Origin of the sequence: Buchnera aphidicola (Meitanaphis elongallis) (assembly GCA_039830015.1) — a bacterium.
Lineage (GTDB): Bacteria > Pseudomonadota > Gammaproteobacteria > Enterobacterales > Enterobacteriaceae > Buchnera_B > Buchnera_B aphidicola_AU.
The window spans coordinates 99416-118976 of record CP140033.1; the positions used below are offsets into that span (position 1 = coordinate 99416).

The following is a 19561-nucleotide window of genomic DNA, read 5'->3' on the forward strand; positions in this document are numbered from 1 at the left end:
ATATTTTAATACTACATAATGTATTTTAAGGTTTTTAAAGTGTATTTATATTAAATAAAATTTTCTCTTTTTAGTATTTTTAAATTCTATTTTAGCGCAATAAGTATTGTTTAATATATTAATATGTTAGTTAAATATCATGATGATTATATTATTTTTGTACATTGTGCACGATATCTAAGTAAGTGATCCATTATTGTTATAGCAATCATAGATTCTGCTATTGGAACAGCTCTTAAACCTACACAAGGGTCATGTCTTCCTGAAATAATAATTGTGTTTTCTTGCCCTTTATGATCGATAGTTTGACCAATTTTTCTAATACTGGATGTTGGTTTTAGTGCTATTTTTGCTATAATGTCTTGTCCGTTGCTAATACCTCCTAGTATTCCTCCTGCATGGTTGCTCATGAATCCATTTTTGTTCATTTCATCTCGGTGTTGACTTCCTTTTTGATGAATGACCGAAAATCCGTCTCCAATTTCTACACCTTTAACAGCATTAATACTCATTAATCCATGTGCTAAATCAGCATCTAATCGGTCAAATACGGGTTCTCCTAATCCTATAGGAATTTTTTCAGCTATTATGACTACTTTCGCTCCTATAGAATCACCCTCTTTTTTTAAATTTCTTATTAATGTATCAATTATTTTAAGTTTTGTAATATCTGAACAGAAGAATGGATTTTTCTCAACCTCATCCCATGATATAAATTTACAAAAAATATTACCTATTTGTTCTAAATACCCACGAATACGTATGCCATAATTTAAATAGAGATATTTTTTTGCTATAGCACCTGCAGCAACTCGCATAGTAGTTTCACGAGCAGATGATCTTCCTCCTCCATGAGGGTCTCGAATTCCATATTTTTTTTGATAGGTATAATCTGCGTGTCCTGGTCGGAATAGTGTTTGTATATTTTTATAGTCGTTTGGTCGTTGATCTATGTTATTTATTGTTAATCCAATGCTAGTCCCTGTTGTAATTCCTTGAAAAGTTCCTGATAATATTGAGATTTTATCTGGTTCACATCTTGGACTGGTATATTTAGACATACCTGGACGTCTTCTGTCTAGTTCTTTTTGTAGATCGGATTCTAAGATTTTTACTCCAGGTGGCATTCCGTCAATGATACATCCTAGCGATGGTCCGTGAGATTCTCCAAATGTTGTTACTCTAAAAAGTTTTCCAATGGTATTTCCAGCCATTTTTGTTCCTTAACTTATTTTTATGAGATATTAGATTTTTTGTTATATAGTAAGAGCATCCAATATTTATACTTTTTATAAATTTTATTTTAAACGTTTATAAAAAATATATCAATTTTAAGCAAAGTATTTTGTTTTATTTATTTTAAATAGCTAACAATTATATTTGTGATGCTTTATTTTAATGATTTAAAATCATATGTTTTATATGTTTAATAAATAGTATAAATTATGTTTTTAAGTGATATAAAATTTTTTAAAATATAGTATTTAGTTTTGTAAATTTAAATAAAAATTTGTATTGTAAGAATGTAAAACTATTTTGCATCTTTATTTTTAGTTTCTATTAAAATGTAATATTTAGAATTAATATACGAGATATTTATTGTGATGGTAATTGATAAAAATGAGTAAAGATAATAAATTATTGTTTTCTGAAGATTTGTTTGTACTTTATCAGGAATCGAATAGAGTTCGAAAAATGAAACAGGATACTGTTTTTCATTCACGACGTTGCAAATTCAAGCAGAACATGACGTTTAAAAAAAATATTTTTGAACAAGACGCTCATTGTCATTATTTTTCTTGTAATCAATCAAGAATTGTAATTAATACAGATCCAGTTTATTACATTCGGAATAATAGTTATTTTAATGAATTAAAAAAACTTAGAATTGGAGCATATATTCCAGATATTATTTTAGATTTGCATGGTTTGACACAATATCAAGCTAAGAAAAAACTAGGTGAATTAATCTATATTTGTTATAAAGAAAAATTATTTTGTGCTAACGTTGTTCATGGGCATGGGAAAAATGTTTTAAAACAACAAATACCGTTGTGGTTGTCAAAACACCCTAACATAATAGCTTTTCATCAAGCACCTAAGATGTTTGGTAGTGATGCTGCTATTCTTATTTTAATCGATTTTGCAATTAGCTGATATTATAATACGACATATTAATGTATTTTTGTTGTCTAAATATTTTAAATGTTACTTAAATATGGAATGAAATTACTTAATATTGTGATAAGTAGTAATGTTTTAAAGTAGTGTAGAATTTAATTTTATATATGTAGGACAAGGATGTATTTGTTTTATGTATGTTTAAGTTGTTTTGAACTAAGTATTCATTTTTTACTATATTTAATATTATTGTTTATAAACTTTATATTAAATTTAAATACTTTATGATTTTAAAAGTAAAATTTTTTATGTTTTAAAATTTATAATGTATTTTATTTCATGTAAATAATAATAACTTTATTTTTTGTTATTGTCTTAATGGATGTATATAGAATATATTTATAAAATTGTTAAGATTTTAGTGTATAGTTCTTATTTATAAATTTTTAGCTAAAGTTGATTTTAAGTTATCAACTATTGATAAGAAGCAGTTATTTTGTATTTGAACGTTTGAATAACGTTTTAAAATACAATAGTTGTAAACGTTTAAATTATGTATTTGTATGTCATTTTTGAAAAGGTTTTTATAAAATTTTAAAATGTATTATGAAAAAATGAATTTATGTTTTTAAAATATTAATCATATTATAGAGTTTATAGAAGGGTTAAAACATGATTCATAATAATCGATTGCGAATAGTCATGCAAAAAACTGGAAGATTAAGTAGTGATTCAAAAGATTTACTTACTCGTTGTGGTATTAAAATTAATTTGTATAAACAAAAGTTAATTGCTTTTTCTGAAAATATGCCAATAGATGTTATGTGTGTGCGTGATGACGATATTCCTGGTTTAATTATGGATGGTGTTGTAGATATAGGAATTATTGGAGAAAATGTTTTAGAAGAAGAAGTTCTTAGTCGAAAATTGAGATCAGATAGTATAGATTATATAAAATTGAAGCGTTTAGATTTCGGCATTTGTAGATTATCTTTAGCTATTCCGATTAATGAAGAATATACAGATATTGCTTGTTTAAATAATTCGAGAATAGCAACTTCTTATCCTCATTTATTAAAAAAATATTTTGATGAAAAAAATCTTGTATTTAAATCTTGTATGTTAAATGGATCAGTAGAAGTAGCACCTCGTGCAGGGTTATCCGACGCTATTTGTGATTTGGTATCTACTGGAGCAACTTTAGAAGCTAATGGATTGCGTGAAGTACAAGTTATATTCCGCTCTAAAGCTTGTTTGATTTGTAAAACTGGTAATATTTCTATCGAAAAGCAGAATGTTATCAATACGTTAATGACACGTATTCAAGGTGTTATTAAAGCAAGGGAATCAAAATACATTATGCTTCATGCACCTATCAAAAAATTAAAAGAAGTAATTGAATTATTACATGGTGCTGAACGTCCTACAATATTGAAATTAGCTGGAGATGATACTAGGGTAGCTATGCATATGGTCAGTAGTGAAACGTTGTTTTGGGAAACAATGGAAAAGTTGAAATTATTAGGAGCTAGTTCTATCTTAGTATTACCTATTGAAAAAATGATGGAATAATTAATATGCACAACTATTTAGATATTGTTTTATGGAGTAATTGTAATTTGAAAACAAGGAAAGAAATATTATCTCGACCTATGTTAAACAATTCTATGTCTATTAAAAAAAAAGTAGAAAAAATTATTTTTGATGTTAAACGTTTAGGAGATCAAGCACTATACAATTATACAAATATGTTTGATAAAATAAGATTAAATAGTATTAAGGTGAGTATAGAAGATATTCTGCATGCAGAATCTTATGTTAAAATGGATACCAAGCGTGCTATTGAAGTTGCTTTTAATAATATTAATAAATTCCATGAGTTACAGAATATAAAAAAAATAGATTATTTTAATAAAGATATTCATTGTCAACAAATAATAAGACCTATTGAATCTGTAGGATTATACATTCCAGGTGGCATAGCACCTCTTGTATCTACAGTATTAATGTTAGCTATTCCCGCTAACATTTCTGGATGCAAAAATATTGTGCTTTGTTCTCCACCTCCTATTTCCAATGAAATATTATATGCAAGTAAGCTTTGTAATATAGAAGAAATATTTCAAGTTGGTGGTGCTCAAGCTATAGCTGCATTAGGTTTTGGAACTGAAACAGTACCAAAAGTAAACAAAATTTTTGGTCCAGGAAATATTTATGTTACGGAAGCTAAACTACAAATCAATCAGTTTTTAAATGATGTAGGCATTGATATGCCTGCTGGACCATCTGAAGTTTTGATCATTGCGGATTCTCAAGCTAACTCTAGTTTTATTGCTTCGGATTTATTATCACAAGCAGAACATGATGGTTATTCTCAAGTGATGTTAGTAACTTATGATGAAAATTTAGCTAAAGAAGTATTAAATGAAATTCATAAACAAATTAATACTTTATCAAGGAATAAAATTATTGCTCAAGCATTTAAAAACAGTAAAATAATTATAGCAAAAGATTTGTTAGAATGTTTTGATATATCTAATCGTTATGCTCCTGAACACTTGATGATTCAATGTAATCATTCAAAAAGTTTAGTACAGCATGTTGTAAATGCTGGTTCTATTTTTTTAGGTAATTGGTCTCCGGTAGCGGGAGGAGATTATGCAACTGGTACTAATCATGTTTTACCTACTTATGGTAGTGCGAGTGTATGTTCTGGGTTGAGTTTAATCGATTTTCAAAAAAGAATTACAGTTCAGGAATTAAGTAAAAAAGGTTTTAAAAACATTTCTTCTACTCTTGTATCTTTATCACAAGTAGAAAAATTAGATGCTCATAAAAATTCAGTTATGATTAGATTGTCTTCGCTTGTGGATAAAATTTAGTTATGAACATTAAAAAGTTAGTTCGAAAAAATATATGGAAATTAATACCTTATCAATCTGCTCGAAAGATAGGCGGGAAGGGTAATATATGGTTGAATGCGAATGAATGTCCTTATTCGGATTATATTAAATTAGATAATATAATTTTAAATCGTTATCCAGAATGTCAACCAGAAAATTTATTGTCTTGTTATTCTTCATATGTAGGTGTTAGTAAAAAAAACATATTAATAACACGAGGTTCCGATGAAGCTATTGAATTATTAATAAAAACTTTTTGTGAACCGAAGTGTGATAAGATTATCTTTTGCCCTCCTACTTATGATATGTATCATGTTAGTGCAAATGTCATAGGTGTAGAAAGCAATGCAATACCATTATTGAATCTTTCTTGGCAGTTAGATATTGATTCTATTATTAAGCACGTTAATGATTTTAAACTAATTTATATCTGTAATCCTAATAATCCTACAGGAAATTTAATTAGCACTCAAGATATTGTTACTTTGTTAAAAATAACTTTAGGAAAAGCATTGGTAATAATTGACGAAGCTTATATCGAGTTTTCTCCAATAAGTAGTTTAGTACATTTAATAAATTTGTATCCTAATCTGATTATATTAAGAACGTTATCTAAGGCTTTTTCTTTAGCTGGATTACGATGTGGTTTTGTATTAGCAAATGTTAATATAATAGAAGTATTATTAAAAGTTATTAATCCCTATCCAGTTTCTATACCTACTACAGATATAGCAATTCAATTTTTAAGTAAGAAAAATGTTAACATAATGAGAAATAGGGTTTTTAATTTGAATTTAAATCGTTGTTGGTTGGTAAGTCAATTACAACTATTGAACGAGTGTGTGGATTATATTTTTTCTAGTGTTGCTAATTATATTTTAGTTCGTTTTTACAATTCTAAAGAAGTATTTAATGCATTATTAGAACGAGGAATTATTGTTAGAGATCAAAATGATAAATTAAATTTAAAGAATTGTATAAGAATATCTGTAGGAACAAGCAAAGAATGTTTAGAAATCGTTCATGTAATTCGAAAAATCAATCATTTCTTTGTTAATTAAGGAGATGATATGAGTACAAATGTTTTATTTATTGATCGTGATGGAACATTAATTTCAGAACCTACTGAAAATTTCCAAGTGGATAATATAAACAAATTAGTTTTTGAAAAAAATGTTATTTCAACTTTAATTGCATTGAGAAATTTTGGTTATACTTTCGTTATGATAACTAATCAAGATGGATTAGGTTCTAAAAAGTTTCCGTTAGCTTCTTTTTCTGTGCCTCATCAGTTCATGATAAGTGTTTTTTTTTCTCAGGGTATAGTATTTAAAGATATTTTGATTTGTCCACATGAAGAAAGTCATAATTGTAATTGTCGTAAACCCAAGGTAGGAATGGTAAAACATTGGTTGCGAGGAGATAGGTTAAATAAAAATAACAGTTATGTTATTGGTGATCGTTATTCTGATATGGAATTAGCACGGAATATGGGATTATCAGGATTACACTATGGTAAAAATGGATGTACATGGGATACTATAAAAAGTCAATTAACGAAAAGAAATAGATATGCATGTGTTGTACGAAATACGAAAGAAACAAGAGTTAGAATAGAAGTATGGTTAGATAAGGAAGGTAATAATTTAATTAATACTAAATTACATTTTTTTGATCATATGTTAGACCAGATAGCTGTTCATAGTAAGATTAGAATGAAGATAATTTCTGATGGTGATGTTAACATTGATGATCATCATACAATAGAAGACGTTGGAATTGTGTTAGGAGAAGCATTAAATCGAGCACTAGGGAGTAAAATAGGTTTAAATAGGTTTGGATTTGTTTTACCAATGGATGATAGTGTTGGATATTGTTTATTAGATATTTCCGGTCGTCCTTTTTTAAAATTTAAATCGTGTTTTAAATTTCAATATTTAGGGGATATAAGCACTGAAATGGTAGAACATTTTTTTAGGTCATTAGCTCTTTCTATGAAAGTTACTTTACATCTAAAAAGTATAGGAGAAAATGATCATCATTGTGTTGAAAGTTTATTTAAGGCGTTTGGAAGAGCTTTAAGACAAGCTATTTACGTTAGCGGAATGGTTTTACCTAGTTCAAAGGGATTATTATAATGCGCATTATTATTATAAATACCGGTTGTTCTAATTTATTTTCTATAAAATATGCTATTTGTAAACTGGGATATAGTCCGGAAATTAGTGTTTCTAAAGAGGATATATTAAGTTCAGATAAAATATTGTTGCCTGGTGTGGGAACAGCACATACAGTAATAAATAAGTTAAAACAACTAAATTTATTAGATCTTCTTAATACATGCAAGCAGCCATTATTAGGAATTTGTCTAGGAATGCAATTGTTTTCTTCTTTTAGTAGTGAATCAAAAGGTGTAAATATGTTAAATATTATTAATATACCTGTCCATCTTTTAGATTCTGGTTGTCTTCCTCTTCCTCATAATGGATGGAATAATGTAGAAATATGTAAAGAGAATATATTATTTAAAAATATTGAAAATAATTCTAAGTTTTATTTTTTGCATAGTTATGCTTTTCATATTAACGAATATACTGTAGCGAAAACATTATATAATATTTATTTTAGCGCTGTTATACAGAAAAATAATTTTTTTGGAGTTCAATTTCATCCAGAAAAATCTGGAGAATTAGGTTTGAAATTATTGAAAAATTTTTTGGAGATATAATATTGATTATACCATCTATAGATTTAATTAATGGAAAAATTGTAAGATTATATCAAGGAAAGAAAAATTTCCAAACTTTTTATGAAGATTGCATAGATGATGTTTTATCTGATTATCATTCGCACGGAGCTACTATTATACATTTGGTAGACCTTGATGGAGCGTTTGATCCTAAGAAAAAACAAACTCATATTATCAAAGCTTTATTGTCTGATTCTAACTTTAATTTACAAGTCGGAGGAGGAATAAGAGATTATGAAGATATAGAATTGTTGCTTTCATTGGGTGTTAAAAGAATAGTAATTGGATCTTCAGCTATATACACTCCAAATAGAGTAATTGATTGGTTAAAGGAATATGGAAGCGATACTATTGTATTAGCTTTAGATCTAAGAATTACGTGTGGAAAACATAAAGAAGTTATGGTTGATGCTTGGAAGAATGTTTCTGGAATTAGTTTGGAAAAATTGATAAACAAGTTTTCTCCTTTAGGCTTAAAACATGTATTGTGCACTGATGTGTCTAAAGATGGAACATTGTTAGGTCCTAATGTAGATTTATATAAAGATCTTGTTACTTCTTACAATCATATTTGCTTTCAATCTTCTGGTGGAGTAGGATCTTTAAGTGATATAATGTCTATTAAGAAATCTGGAGTTAAAGATGTGATTATAGGGCGGGCATTATTAGAAAAAAAATTTAGTTTAATAGAGGCTATTAAATGTTGGCAAAACGGATAATTCCATGTTTGGACGTTAGATCTGGATTAGTAGTAAAAGGAGTTCAATTTAAAAATCATAAGATAGTTGGAGATATAATTCCATTAGCACAATATTATACTGATCAAGGAGCAGACGAATTAGTTTTTTATGATATTAATGCCTCTTTTACTAATACATTATTGGATAAAAAATGGATCACAAAGATAGCAGAAGTAATAAATATTCCGTTTTGCGTAGCAGGGGGAATTAAAAATATAAATGATGTGAAGAACATTTTATCGTTTGGTGCAGATAAAATTTCTATTAATTCTCCAGCGTTGTCAGATCCGGATTTAATTAGTCGTATTGCTGACAATTATGGTACACAATGTGTAGTTGTAGGAATAGATTCGTGGTTTGATAAAACAGATAGTAGTTATCAAGTGTATCAATATACTGGAAACGAAAAAACAACGGTAAAAACGAAATGGCATACTTTAGAATGGATAAAAAAAGTACAAGATTTAGGGGCTGGAGAAATAGTATTAAATGTCATGAATGAAGATGGTATGTGCAATGGATATGATCTTAAGCAATTAAAACAAGTACGGGATATATGTCATGTTCCATTAGTTGCTTCTGGCGGTGCAGGAGAATTACAACACTTTTATGATGTTTTTGAAAAAGCTGAAGTAGATGGTGCATTAGCAGCTTCTGTATTTCATGAGAATAAAATAAGTATAAAAATTCTTAAAAGCTTTTTAATTGAAAAAGGTTTGGAAATTAGAAAATGTTAGAAAAAATAAATGTTCATGATATAAATTGGAAAAAAGTTGATAATATGGTTCCTGTTATTATTCAACACAACGTATCTGGTGAAGTTTTAATGCATGGAATGATGAATCAAGAAGCATTTTTAGTCACTCAAAAAAAAAATTATGTTACTTTTTATTCACGTACAAAACAAAGATTATGGACTAAAGGAGAGACGTCTGGAAACTATTTAAAAGTAGTAAGTGTAACTCTTGATTGTGATAAAGATGTATTATTGTTTTTAGTAATTCCTAAGGGTAATACGTGTCATTTAGATAACATAAGTTGTTTCAAGTCAGTGTATTCGGATTCAACTTTTTTTTATTATTTAGAAAATTTTTTAAAATCTAGAAAAGTACATTTTTCTAAAAATTCTTATACTTCTCGTTTACATAGTACAGGAATTAATAGAATATCTCAAAAAGTAGCTGAAGAAGCTATAGAGACAGCTATTGCAGCTGTAACTAAAAATAAAAATGAATTTGTTAATGAAGCTACTGATTTGGTTTATCATTTGTTAGTATTATTACATCATTACGATTTAGATTTTAATACAGTGGTCGTTAATTTAAAAAAAAGACGAAATTTGCAGTTTAATAAACCATAATTAGTGAATTTGCTATGAGTTTCAATATTTTTATATTGCAATGTATGTTTTTGTAACATATATATTAAACTTTGAAGAAAATAGGAAGTACGATGAAAAAAAATCAAGTTGGTGTTGTAGGAATGGCAGTAATGGGTCGTAATTTAGCTTTAAATATAGCGCGTAATGAGTATTCTGTGTCAGTATTTAATCGATCATCTGAAGTTACTAATAAATTTTTTGCAGACAACGTTAACAAAAATATATTTCCTTATTTTTCGATTAAAGAGTTTGTTCTCTCTTTAAAAATTCCTAGATGTATTTTTTTAATGATTAGATCTGGAACAGCTATTGATACAATAATTACATCAATAAAAAGATATTTAGATAAAGGAGATATTATTATTGATGGAGGTAACACTTTTTATAAAGATACTATGCGCCGAAATAATGAGTTATTCAAGGATGGATTTAATTTGATAGGAGCGGGTATTTCAGGAGGAGAAGAAGGTGCATTGTATGGTCCTGCTATTATGCCTGGAGGTCAAAGAGAGGTTTATGATTTTATTGCTCCTATATTAAATAAAATTTCTGCTCAATTTGAAGGAAATCCATGTGTGAGTTATATTGGAACGGATGGTTCAGGACATTATGTAAAGATGGTTCATAATGGGATTGAATATAGTGATATGCAGCTAATAGCAGAATCTTATTTTTTAATGAAGAATTTATTACAAATGGATAATAAGGAATTGTCTGATGTATTTTTTGAATGGAATCAAGGTGAATTAAATAGTTATTTAATGTCTATTACTGGAGATATTTTGATTAAAAAGGATGAAAATAATAATTATATTTTAGATTATGTTTTAGATGAGGCTAGTAATAAAGGAACAGGAACATGGACTACTAAAAGTGCATTAGATCTTAATGAACCTTTGTCCTTAATAACTGAATCAGTGTTTTTTCGTTATTTATCTTCATTAAAGTCACAACGTGTGTTGGCATCAAAAGTGTTGTTTGGACCGAAGCGTTGTAGTAATGTGTCATTTAATAAATTTGATTTAACTGAAAAAATACGACAAGCGCTGTATTTAGGAAAAGTTATATCTTATGCTCAAGGATTTTCGCAATTAAATAGTGCTTCTAAGAAGTATAATTGGAATTTACAATGTTCGGAAATAGCCAGAATATTTCAATCTGGATGTATTATTCGTGCGAAATTTTTGAAGTATATTAGTCAAGAATATTTAACGAATAAATATGTTTCAAACTTATTGTTAACTTCTTATTTCAAAAACATTGCTAATGAGTATCAAAGTTCCTTGCGATATGTTGTATCTGCTGCTATTAAATGTGGGCTTCCTGTACCTGCATTATCTTCGGCAATCGCATATTTTGATTGTTATCGATCTTCTTTTCTTCCTGCAAATTTGATTCAGGCACAAAGAGATTATTTTGGAGCACATATGTATAAAAGAATTAATGATTCTGGTTTGTTTCATACTAATTGGAAAAAAAATTAATTTTTTTATAAAGAATAAGACAGGATAACAATCTTAACGTTTTATATTTAATTATAACGAATAGTACATATTTTAAGTATGTCTTAAGTTTATTTTTTATTTTTAAAGTTTTATTGTTTTTCTATAAATAATTTTTAGATTGCATTTTTGATTTATTTTGTAAAAATATTTTACTGAGATGTTAATAAATTTTAGTTCTTATTAATATAGAAAATACACGTCGTATATTCTACAATATAAAGATTTACATAAAATAGTGATTTCATATAGAACTAAACAAAATTACTTTAATATTTTTATATTATTCTTATGTAATATTGTTGAGTGTTTTATGATTATTGCTATTATATAATGAAACAATATTATAGGTTGGCGTTAATGAGATTGAGCGATAGAGATATTGAATTATGGTTGCGAAGAAAAAAATTGATTGTTATACCTACCCCATGTAAAAAGTTAATTCATGGAGTAACTATTGATATTTGTTTGGGTAATGAATTTTATACTTTTTGTGATAATCAAAATAAATGTATTGATTTAAGTAAATCGAAAAGCGAAATATCACTAATGTTACGAGAGATTATGCATGAAAAAAAATTTGTGTCTCATGGTGAAAAGTTTTTTTTAAATCCTGGGTCATTAGTGTTAGCAGTCACTTTTGAAAAAGTGATTCTACCAAATAATTTAGTAGGTTGGATAGATGGTCGTTCTTCTTTAGCACGACTTGGATTAATGATTCATGCTACTTCACATCGTATAGATCCAGGCTGGAGTGGTAACATTGTTTTAGAGTGTTTTAATTCTAGCAATATCGTATTATCATTATGTCCGGGAATGTTAATAGCTGCTTTAAGTTTTGAAACATTATCTAGTCCATCTTTAAGACCATATAATATTAGAAAAAATGCTAAATATTTTGATCAAAATGGAGTGATATTGAGTAAAATATATAAAGATTAAGTAAATTTTTTAATATTACGAGCATTTTCTTTATATTTAGAGATATTTCATTATTGTGTATTAGAAAAGTAAAGCGCATATATGAAAACAAAATGGGTTATTATGATAATTATTTTATGTATGTATTATTATGTATGATATTTTAAATGTGTTATTTCACGTGTATCACATAAGGTGATATTTATTTCAATGTTGAGTTTAAATTGAAAGTTAACATTTTACTATGAACAAAAAAATTTTAGTTACTTGTGCTTTTCCATATGCTAATGGCCCAATTCATATTGGACATATTTTAGAACATATTCAAGCTGATATTTGGGTTAGATATAATAAAATGAGGGGTAATAAAGTATGGTTTATTTGTGCAGATGATGCTCATGGTACTCCGATTATGTTGAAATCTAAACAATTGGGGATTAATCCTGAGCAGTTAATAATTTCTATGCGAAATGAGCATATTAGAGATCTTTTAAGATTTAATATAAATTATGATAATTATTATTCTACACATAGTACGGAGAATCTATTTTTTTTAAAAAAAATATATTATCGTTTAAAAATTAAAGGGTTAATTAAAAAAAAAATTATATCTCAATTTTTTGATTATCGATACAACATGTTTTTACCAGATCGATTTGTAAAAGGTTCATGTCCTATTTGTTCAGCACATAATCAATATGGTGATCATTGTGAACAGTGTGGAAGGGCATATTCTGCTGTTGAATTAATTAATCCAAGGTCCGTTTTATCTGGAGTCGAGCCTGTATTAAAAGATTCATTACACTTATTTTTTGATTTGCCTTATTTTAGTTCTATGTTAAGATCTTGGATTACTTCTGGAGTATTAGAACAGTCTGTAGTTAACAAGATTATGGAATGGTTTAAAACAGGTTTGAAAGACTGGGATATTTCAAGAGATGGGCCTTATTTTGGATTTAATATACCTGGTTTTTCAGATAAATATTTTTATGTTTGGTTGGATGCTCCTATTGGATATATTAGTACTTTTCAAAACTTATGCAATAAAACAAAAAATTTAATTTTTGATGAATTTTGGAAGATAGGAACAAATAGTGAATTATATCATTTTATTGGAAAAGATATTATATATTTTCATAGTTTGTTTTGGCCAGCGATATTAGAAGGAAGTAATTTTAGAAAACCTACTAAAATTTTTGTTCATGGTCATGTAACTATTAATGGATGTAAACTTTCTAAATCTAGAGGATCTTCTATATCAGTAGATGATTGGCTCAAGAATTTAGATTCAGATAGCTTAAGGTACTATTACGCTACTAAAATTTCGTCTAATGTTAAAGATATTGAAATAAATAGAGATAGTTTTGTAAACACATTCAATTCTGATATTGTTAATAAGGTTATTAATTTAGCATCAAGAATTTCTTATTTTTTATCTGATCAATTTAATTGTCGTTTATCAAAAAGAATTGATGATCAATCTTTATATAACTTATTTGTTAGTAGTACTCAAAAGATAGAATTATTGTTAGAACAGAGTGAATTTAGTGCGGCTATTATTGTTATTATGGAATGTGCAGATATGGCTAATAAGTATATTGATAAAAAAAAACCATGGACAATGGTCAAAGATTGTTACAAACGTAGTAATCTTCATAATGTATGTACAATGGGAATAAATTGTTTTAGAATATTAATGACTTGGCTGAAACCTATTATGCCTGATTTAGCCAAAAAAGTTGAGTTGTTTTTAAATATGAAATTAGTTTGGAATGAAATTTATATCCCTCTTTTAAATCATGAAATTTCTGTTTTCAAACCATTAAATAAAAGAATTAAAAAGTCACAATTAAATTTTTTATTTATTTAATAAATGATATTAAATGGATGATATAGTTTACGTAAAATTTGTGTTGTTTGTATAAATTTCACAATATTTTTTACGCAAAGATAGTAATAATTATGTGTTGTGTGTAATACGATTGATGTTACTTCATCCGATCCATGATAATTTCCATTTTCGTTTATTTTTGATACAATTATTTTCAGGAATAGCAAATACGCCTAGTGCGCTAATTAATTTATGGTTATAAAACAACAAAGGAATGTTATTTCTATTCCAAGGAGGAATTCCATGGTCCTTCCATATTTGTTTGATTGGTTTTCTTTTTGTGTTTCCTTGAATTAAAATTTTTCCTGAAGCTTGAAAACGAATGTTTATTAATTCATTATCTTGAGGATAAGGTAATTGAGTTCCATATTCGCTTTGGATAATATATCCTAAATTATTAGGTAGCTGTAAGCTTTTTGAAGTTCGGTGCCACATAATAATCAAACTTTTTATACAAGGTAATATATTTGTTAAATATAAATTATTTCTGTATCGTTTTATTTCATAGTCATTAATTTTTATTAGTGCTTTAGAATCGGATTTAGATAGGATTATTTCGTAATATATATTTTTTATGATTTTATATGAAGGTATAACACGATTGTTAAGTTTAATCCATGTTCTGAGTAAAGAATTTCGGATTTCTGGTTTTATGTTCTTAAAGTTTCTAATGTCTAAAATAGAATTAGATATAAGGTATTTTTTAAGTGTTTTTTTTAAAACAGGATCGAGTATTTTTTTTTCTTGTTGTAAAATAAACGCGCTGTGTGCGCATTTTTTTATAAAACTTGGCCATCTTGCTGTGAATAATGGTAGTATTTTATTTCTTATAAAATTTCTTTCATAAGTTATATTGTAATTACTATCATCTTTAATCCAGTTAATATTATTTTTTTCCATCCAAGATTGTATTTCAGATCTAGTAATGTTTAATAATGGTCTAATAAGTGTGTTTTGGTTGAATAATTTACTATTACATAACATTCCACTTAATCCTGTAATTCCACTACCTCTCTTTAAAGCTAATAAAATAGTTTCACATTGATCATTTAAATTATGTGCTACTAAAATTGTTTCTTTTGGTAATGCTTCATTATGTAATATTCTATAACGTATTAATCTAGCAGCTGCTTCTATCCCTATTTTTTTCTTATCTATTAGAGCTGTTTTTATAACTAAAGAAATATTGTATTTTTTGCACACTTTTTTACAGTGTTCACTCCATATGTTTGCGTTTTTGTTTATTTGATGATTTATATGAATAGCTCGAAATTTTAATTCAGGTTTAATTTTTTTAATTTTTAATAATTGATGCAATAAAAAAGTAGAATCTAAACCTCCGCTATATGCTAGTAAAAAAGAAGAACTTGGTGATTTTTCTATATATTTTATAATCATATGCGAAAATAGTATTGTAACGATAGTAATGGATAAGTGAAAATTATATTTAAATCTTTAGTGTGTCCGAGTGGAATTGAACCACTGACCTCTACCTTGTCATGGTAGTACTCTAACCAACTGAGCTACGGACACAATAAAATACAACATGTATATAGTATTATATACAACTTTTTTATTTGCAATAAAATAATTACTAAATAGCATATTTTTATGTTTTAATTAGTACGCAACAATAATATTCTACGCAAAGTCATTAGAGATGCTGTTATTAGTGCAACGAAAATTCCAATCCAAAATCCAAATGCCCCCATTTTTGGAACTATTGTATCGGTTAGTGCAAGTAAGTAACCAATGGGAAAACCAATGATCCAATAAGATATACACGTAATAATAAAAATTGTGTGAGTGTCTTTGTAACTTCTTAAAATTCCGTTTCCTATAATTTGAAAGAAGTCGAAAATTTGGTATGTGGCAGCAACTAACATTATTTTTTCTGTTTGTTTTATAACGTCATTATCTGTGGTATACAAAGAGATTATTTTATGATAAAACAAGGAGATAAGTATAGATATTATAGTGGCTAAAACAAATCCTATAGTTTGTGATGATATGATAACAGTAGAAATTTTATTTAAATCGTTTTTTCCTAAGTAGAATCCAATGCGGATAGTAGCTGCGGTTCCTATTGACAAAGGAAGAATAAAAATGAATGAACTAATATTTAAAACAATTTGATGTGCTATAATTTGGGATATGTTTAAAGAGGCTATTAGTAATGTAATTAATGTGAATAATGTAACTTCAAAGAACAATGATAGAGCAATAGGTAATCCTATTTTCAATAAGTTCCAGATAATGTATAAATTAGGATAATATTGGTTATTTGTGTAGCGACAAGGTATATTATGAATTGAGAAATCATTTTTAGTGATTATTTTCATAGAAAAGAACATAAACCAATATACAATGATAGTTGAAAAAGCGCACCCTGTACTGCTAAAATTAAACAATAGTAATTGTTTATATAATAACATATAGTTTATTATTACGTTTAGAATAAGCCCCATGAGTCCTACTATCATGGCTGGTTTAGGTCTAAGAAATCCTTCACATTGATTTTGTATTACTTGAAAATATAGATATCCAGGAGTACTCCACAACAAAGTTTTGATATAGGCAATACTTTTTTTTTCTACTATTGGATCCACTTCGCTTATGATGTTAATTATGTAATGAACATTCCATAGGATAATCATTATAACTATAGAAACAAATGTAGCTAACCAATATGCATTTACGATTTGTTTTAAAATTGTCTCTTTTTTTCCTGATCCATTTATATATGATATAATAGGTACTAAAGATAATAACAACCCATGTCCAAACAGAATAATGGGGTACCAAATTGATATTCCAATTGATATGGCAGCTATATCAGTATTATTTAAAGATCCAACCATAAAACTATTGATTAGTCCCATACCAATTTGAGATATTTGAGCTAACATAATAGGAATAGTAATTTTTAATAGAGTTTTTATTTCTTTTAGATGTTCTTTCATTCCTAGCCTTTTACGACATAATTTATTTTATGTTGCATAAATTTAAAATATGTAGTTTTATATTATTTTATAATTTTTATGTTACAGAAAATAACATTTTTCTATATTGGAGTGTATTCAAATTTTTTTGATCTTTTATATTTATAATCAATCTGAGATATTTTATTTAAAGAAAGAATTAATTTTTTTAGACTACTAATGAAGATCTTTTATAGTTTTTTGTGTTATTTTATAAAATTTTCTATATGATTTTTTATATTAGGTTATTTTATGTTTACCGGAATTGTTCGAGATGTTGCAAAAATAGTATGGATAAAAAAATATGAAAGTTTTTTTCAGTGGATTATAGAGTTGTATAATATTGACACGAAAACCTTGTTACCTGGATCATCTATATCGTGTAATGGATGCTGTTTAACTGTTAAGTCTGTTGTAGATAGTAGTGTTAGTGTGGACATTATTCAAGAAACTTTACGGTGTACAAATTTAGGATATCTTAATAGAGGACATTACATTAATATTGAAAGGTCTGTAACATTTGGAGAAGAAATTGGAGGGCATTTAGTTTCTGGACATATTTTAATGACTGCAAAAATATGTAAAATTAAAATATGTAATCATAATTTTCAATTATGGATTGAGTTAGATGATCTTTATTGTATGAAGTATATTTTTTGTAAAGGATTTATATGCATTGATGGTGTTAGTTTGACGGTTGGTATTGTTAAGAAAAACGTATTTTGCGTATTTTTAGTTCCAGAAACGATATCTAATACTACTATGAAAGATAAAATTGTAGGTGACTTGGTTAATGTAGAAATAGATTATTTTACTAAGATTACTGTAGATAGTGTAGAACGATTATTAGGAATTTAATACGTACAATAGTAAATTAATGCATAGAATTTATTTAGGACATACAATTTTATCTTATTTTAAATTTTTTAGTTATATAAGTTATTTATATTGCAATACTGAAAATTTATAAAAAATAATATTTTTAGCTGCTAATAATTTAATCTTAAATAGATTTAGAATTGTTCATATTTTGATTGCACAAACATTGTTGATAGTAACCAATTAATGTAAATAGTAGGGTATGAGTATGTACGGTGGATTATTTTTCATTTGTTTTAAGTAATATATTAGTACACAATTTAATTTTAGCACAATTTTGGGATTGTGTCTTTTTCATGGACTTCTTCAAAGTTTAGTTCTACAGTGAGTTTAAAGATGTACTACTTTTTTTTTGGTAATAACATGTGTTTTTTATTCTATCGTGGGTAGTTAATTCTTGTACATTAGTTTCGTTTAATTTGACGTGTCTTGGAGTTATGACGTATATGTTGATTGTTTCTGTGAGTGTACAGATCATTGAAATATTAATAAAAAAATTTTAGTCCTATCTTATATAGATTATTAGGTATATGTTTTCTTTTAATTACTAGTAATTGTTCAGTATTGGCTTATTCCTTTATTAAATGCGTATTCTGATTTTGATCTTTTAGGATCTTTTTTATATGAATGTTTTTCTTCTTTGGGATTTTTTAGTATTAGTTATCTTTTTTTAATAAGAGAACATTCACTTTTATCTGACGTTTCTGTTCCTTTTCGAGGTAGTTTTATTTTATTAATTACTGCTAGCTTAATATCTATATCTTTTGTGGGTTTTAATGATTTAGTAGGTATAAATATATGATTTTTATTTTACGTTTTTTCTTTTTCTGGTGTTTTGAGTATTATTTTAGGGTTATTAATGAATTATGTAGTGTACAGATGTGATATAAGGATTTTAATCTTATTGTAGAATGGAATTGATGTACTATTACTATAAACGTAGTGTACGCAATGTCATTATCCTGGATGTTATGCTTTTATGCCGATGCAAGTAGTTAATAATAATGAAAGTATAGACAAAAGTGCATTCCTGGTGGTAATGAAGTTGTTTCAAAGATTGTAGATTTTTTAAGTAAGAGTGAACTAAAATGTAGTGTTTGAGTGTTTCTAAGGATGTATATTTTTAGATAGTAATTATTGATGAAGAGAATTGTGTTGTTTGTTCAAAATGCAGATTGATTTTTTCTATCGATACTTGTAGTGGAATTGTATAATTTTATGTATATGGTTTGGTTGTTATCTAATATGCGTGCTGGTTGTGGTTTATGTATGCCTTTGTATCATCCTACTCACTGCATTGAAGAAAAATGATATTATCTTGTAATTATGTTGAATAATTTTTTAAGTAAATATTTATTTAGGTGTTTTAGTATTGTTTTGACTTGTTTGAGAGTATGCTTTTTATATTAGAAAAATGATTTTATGAAAAAAAATCAAATAATTTTTATGGAGGAATAAGTTGTATATCTATGGAGAGAAATAAATTATCGTTT

Annotated in this window: 17 protein-coding genes and 1 tRNA gene; 14 read left to right on the forward strand and 4 right to left on the reverse strand. The window is 26.9% G+C overall.

Going from position 1 to position 19561, the window contains the following annotated elements; all coding sequences use genetic code 11:
- Positions 1-146 precede the first annotated feature (146 nt).
- A complete protein-coding gene (aroC, locus tag U0T58_00445; GenBank protein ID XBC42376.1) occupies positions 147-1214 on the reverse strand; it encodes a chorismate synthase in 1068 nt (355 codons plus the stop codon).
- A 406-nt stretch (positions 1215-1620) separates the two neighbouring features.
- Here aroC and smrB point away from each other — a divergent pair, with 406 nt between their 5' ends.
- The 12 genes from smrB to metG all read left to right on the forward strand — a co-directional run bounded on the left by smrB (position 1621) and on the right by metG (position 14187).
- Positions 1621-2157, forward strand: a complete 537-nt coding sequence (gene smrB, locus U0T58_00450) for an endonuclease SmrB (protein ID XBC42377.1) — start codon at positions 1621-1623, stop codon at positions 2155-2157.
- 636 nt (positions 2158-2793) lie between these two features.
- Positions 2794-3693, forward strand: a complete 900-nt coding sequence (gene hisG / locus U0T58_00455; GenBank protein ID XBC42378.1) for an ATP phosphoribosyltransferase — start codon at positions 2794-2796, stop codon at positions 3691-3693.
- A 5-nt stretch (positions 3694-3698) separates the two neighbouring features.
- The gene (gene hisD / locus U0T58_00460; GenBank protein XBC42379.1) at positions 3699-5003 is read left to right on the forward strand and encodes a histidinol dehydrogenase; all 1305 of its coding nucleotides are present in this window, start codon (positions 3699-3701) and stop codon (positions 5001-5003) included.
- 2 nt (positions 5004-5005) lie between these two features.
- Positions 5006-6085, forward strand: coding sequence for a histidinol-phosphate transaminase (hisC, locus tag U0T58_00465; GenBank protein ID XBC42380.1), 1080 nt, complete (start codon positions 5006-5008; stop codon positions 6083-6085).
- Between the two features lie 9 nt (positions 6086-6094).
- The gene (gene hisB / locus U0T58_00470) at positions 6095-7162 is read left to right on the forward strand and encodes a bifunctional histidinol-phosphatase/imidazoleglycerol-phosphate dehydratase HisB (protein XBC42381.1); all 1068 of its coding nucleotides are present in this window, start codon (positions 6095-6097) and stop codon (positions 7160-7162) included.
- Positions 7162-7752 (forward strand): imidazole glycerol phosphate synthase subunit HisH, encoded by a 591-nt coding sequence (hisH, locus tag U0T58_00475; protein XBC42382.1) that lies wholly within the window; start codon positions 7162-7164, stop codon positions 7750-7752. Before hisB ends, hisH begins: the two co-directional genes overlap by 1 nt.
- A gap of 2 nt (positions 7753-7754) precedes the next feature.
- Complete coding sequence (hisA, locus tag U0T58_00480; GenBank protein XBC42383.1) at positions 7755-8492, forward strand: 1-(5-phosphoribosyl)-5-[(5-phosphoribosylamino)methylideneamino]imidazole-4-carboxamide isomerase; 738 nt, start codon at positions 7755-7757, stop codon at positions 8490-8492.
- Positions 8474-9250, forward strand: a complete 777-nt coding sequence (gene hisF, locus U0T58_00485; GenBank protein ID XBC42384.1) for an imidazole glycerol phosphate synthase subunit HisF — start codon at positions 8474-8476, stop codon at positions 9248-9250. Before hisA ends, hisF begins: the two co-directional genes overlap by 19 nt.
- Positions 9244-9873 carry a bifunctional phosphoribosyl-AMP cyclohydrolase/phosphoribosyl-ATP diphosphatase HisIE gene (gene hisIE, locus U0T58_00490; protein ID XBC42385.1) on the forward strand — a complete coding sequence of 210 codons (630 nt, stop codon included), beginning with the start codon at positions 9244-9246 and terminating at the stop codon, positions 9871-9873. Before hisF ends, hisIE begins: the two co-directional genes overlap by 7 nt.
- A 92-nt stretch (positions 9874-9965) precedes the next feature.
- Positions 9966-11378, forward strand: coding sequence for an NADP-dependent phosphogluconate dehydrogenase (gene gndA / locus U0T58_00495; GenBank protein XBC42386.1), 1413 nt, complete (start codon positions 9966-9968; stop codon positions 11376-11378).
- Between the two features lie 378 nt (positions 11379-11756).
- A complete protein-coding gene (gene dcd, locus U0T58_00500; GenBank protein ID XBC42387.1) occupies positions 11757-12338 on the forward strand; it encodes a dCTP deaminase in 582 nt (193 codons plus the stop codon).
- Positions 12339-12561: 223 nt separating this feature from the next.
- Complete coding sequence (gene metG / locus U0T58_00505; GenBank protein XBC42388.1) at positions 12562-14187, forward strand: methionine--tRNA ligase; 1626 nt, start codon at positions 12562-12564, stop codon at positions 14185-14187.
- Positions 14188-14310: 123 nt separating this feature from the next.
- Here metG and tilS read toward each other — a convergent pair whose 3' ends face one another.
- From tilS to U0T58_00520, 3 genes are all read right to left on the reverse strand, one after another.
- Positions 14311-15606, reverse strand: coding sequence for a tRNA lysidine(34) synthetase TilS (tilS, locus tag U0T58_00510; GenBank protein ID XBC42389.1), 1296 nt, complete (start codon positions 15604-15606; stop codon positions 14311-14313).
- A 61-nt stretch (positions 15607-15667) separates the two neighbouring features.
- Positions 15668-15741, reverse strand: a tRNA-Val gene (locus U0T58_00515).
- Between the two features lie 83 nt (positions 15742-15824).
- Positions 15825-17171: an MATE family efflux transporter gene (locus U0T58_00520; GenBank protein XBC42390.1), complete on the reverse strand. Its 1347-nt coding sequence runs from the start codon at positions 17169-17171 to the stop codon at positions 15825-15827.
- 270 nt (positions 17172-17441) lie between these two features.
- Here U0T58_00520 and U0T58_00525 point away from each other — a divergent pair, with 270 nt between their 5' ends.
- Together U0T58_00525 and U0T58_00530 are read left to right on the forward strand one after the other, a co-directional pair.
- Positions 17442-18047, forward strand: coding sequence for a riboflavin synthase subunit alpha (locus U0T58_00525; protein ID XBC42391.1), 606 nt, complete (start codon positions 17442-17444; stop codon positions 18045-18047).
- Between the two features lie 661 nt (positions 18048-18708).
- The gene (locus U0T58_00530; protein XBC42392.1) at positions 18709-18870 is read left to right on the forward strand and encodes a hypothetical protein; all 162 of its coding nucleotides are present in this window, start codon (positions 18709-18711) and stop codon (positions 18868-18870) included.
- Positions 18871-19561: the final 691 nt, after the last annotated feature.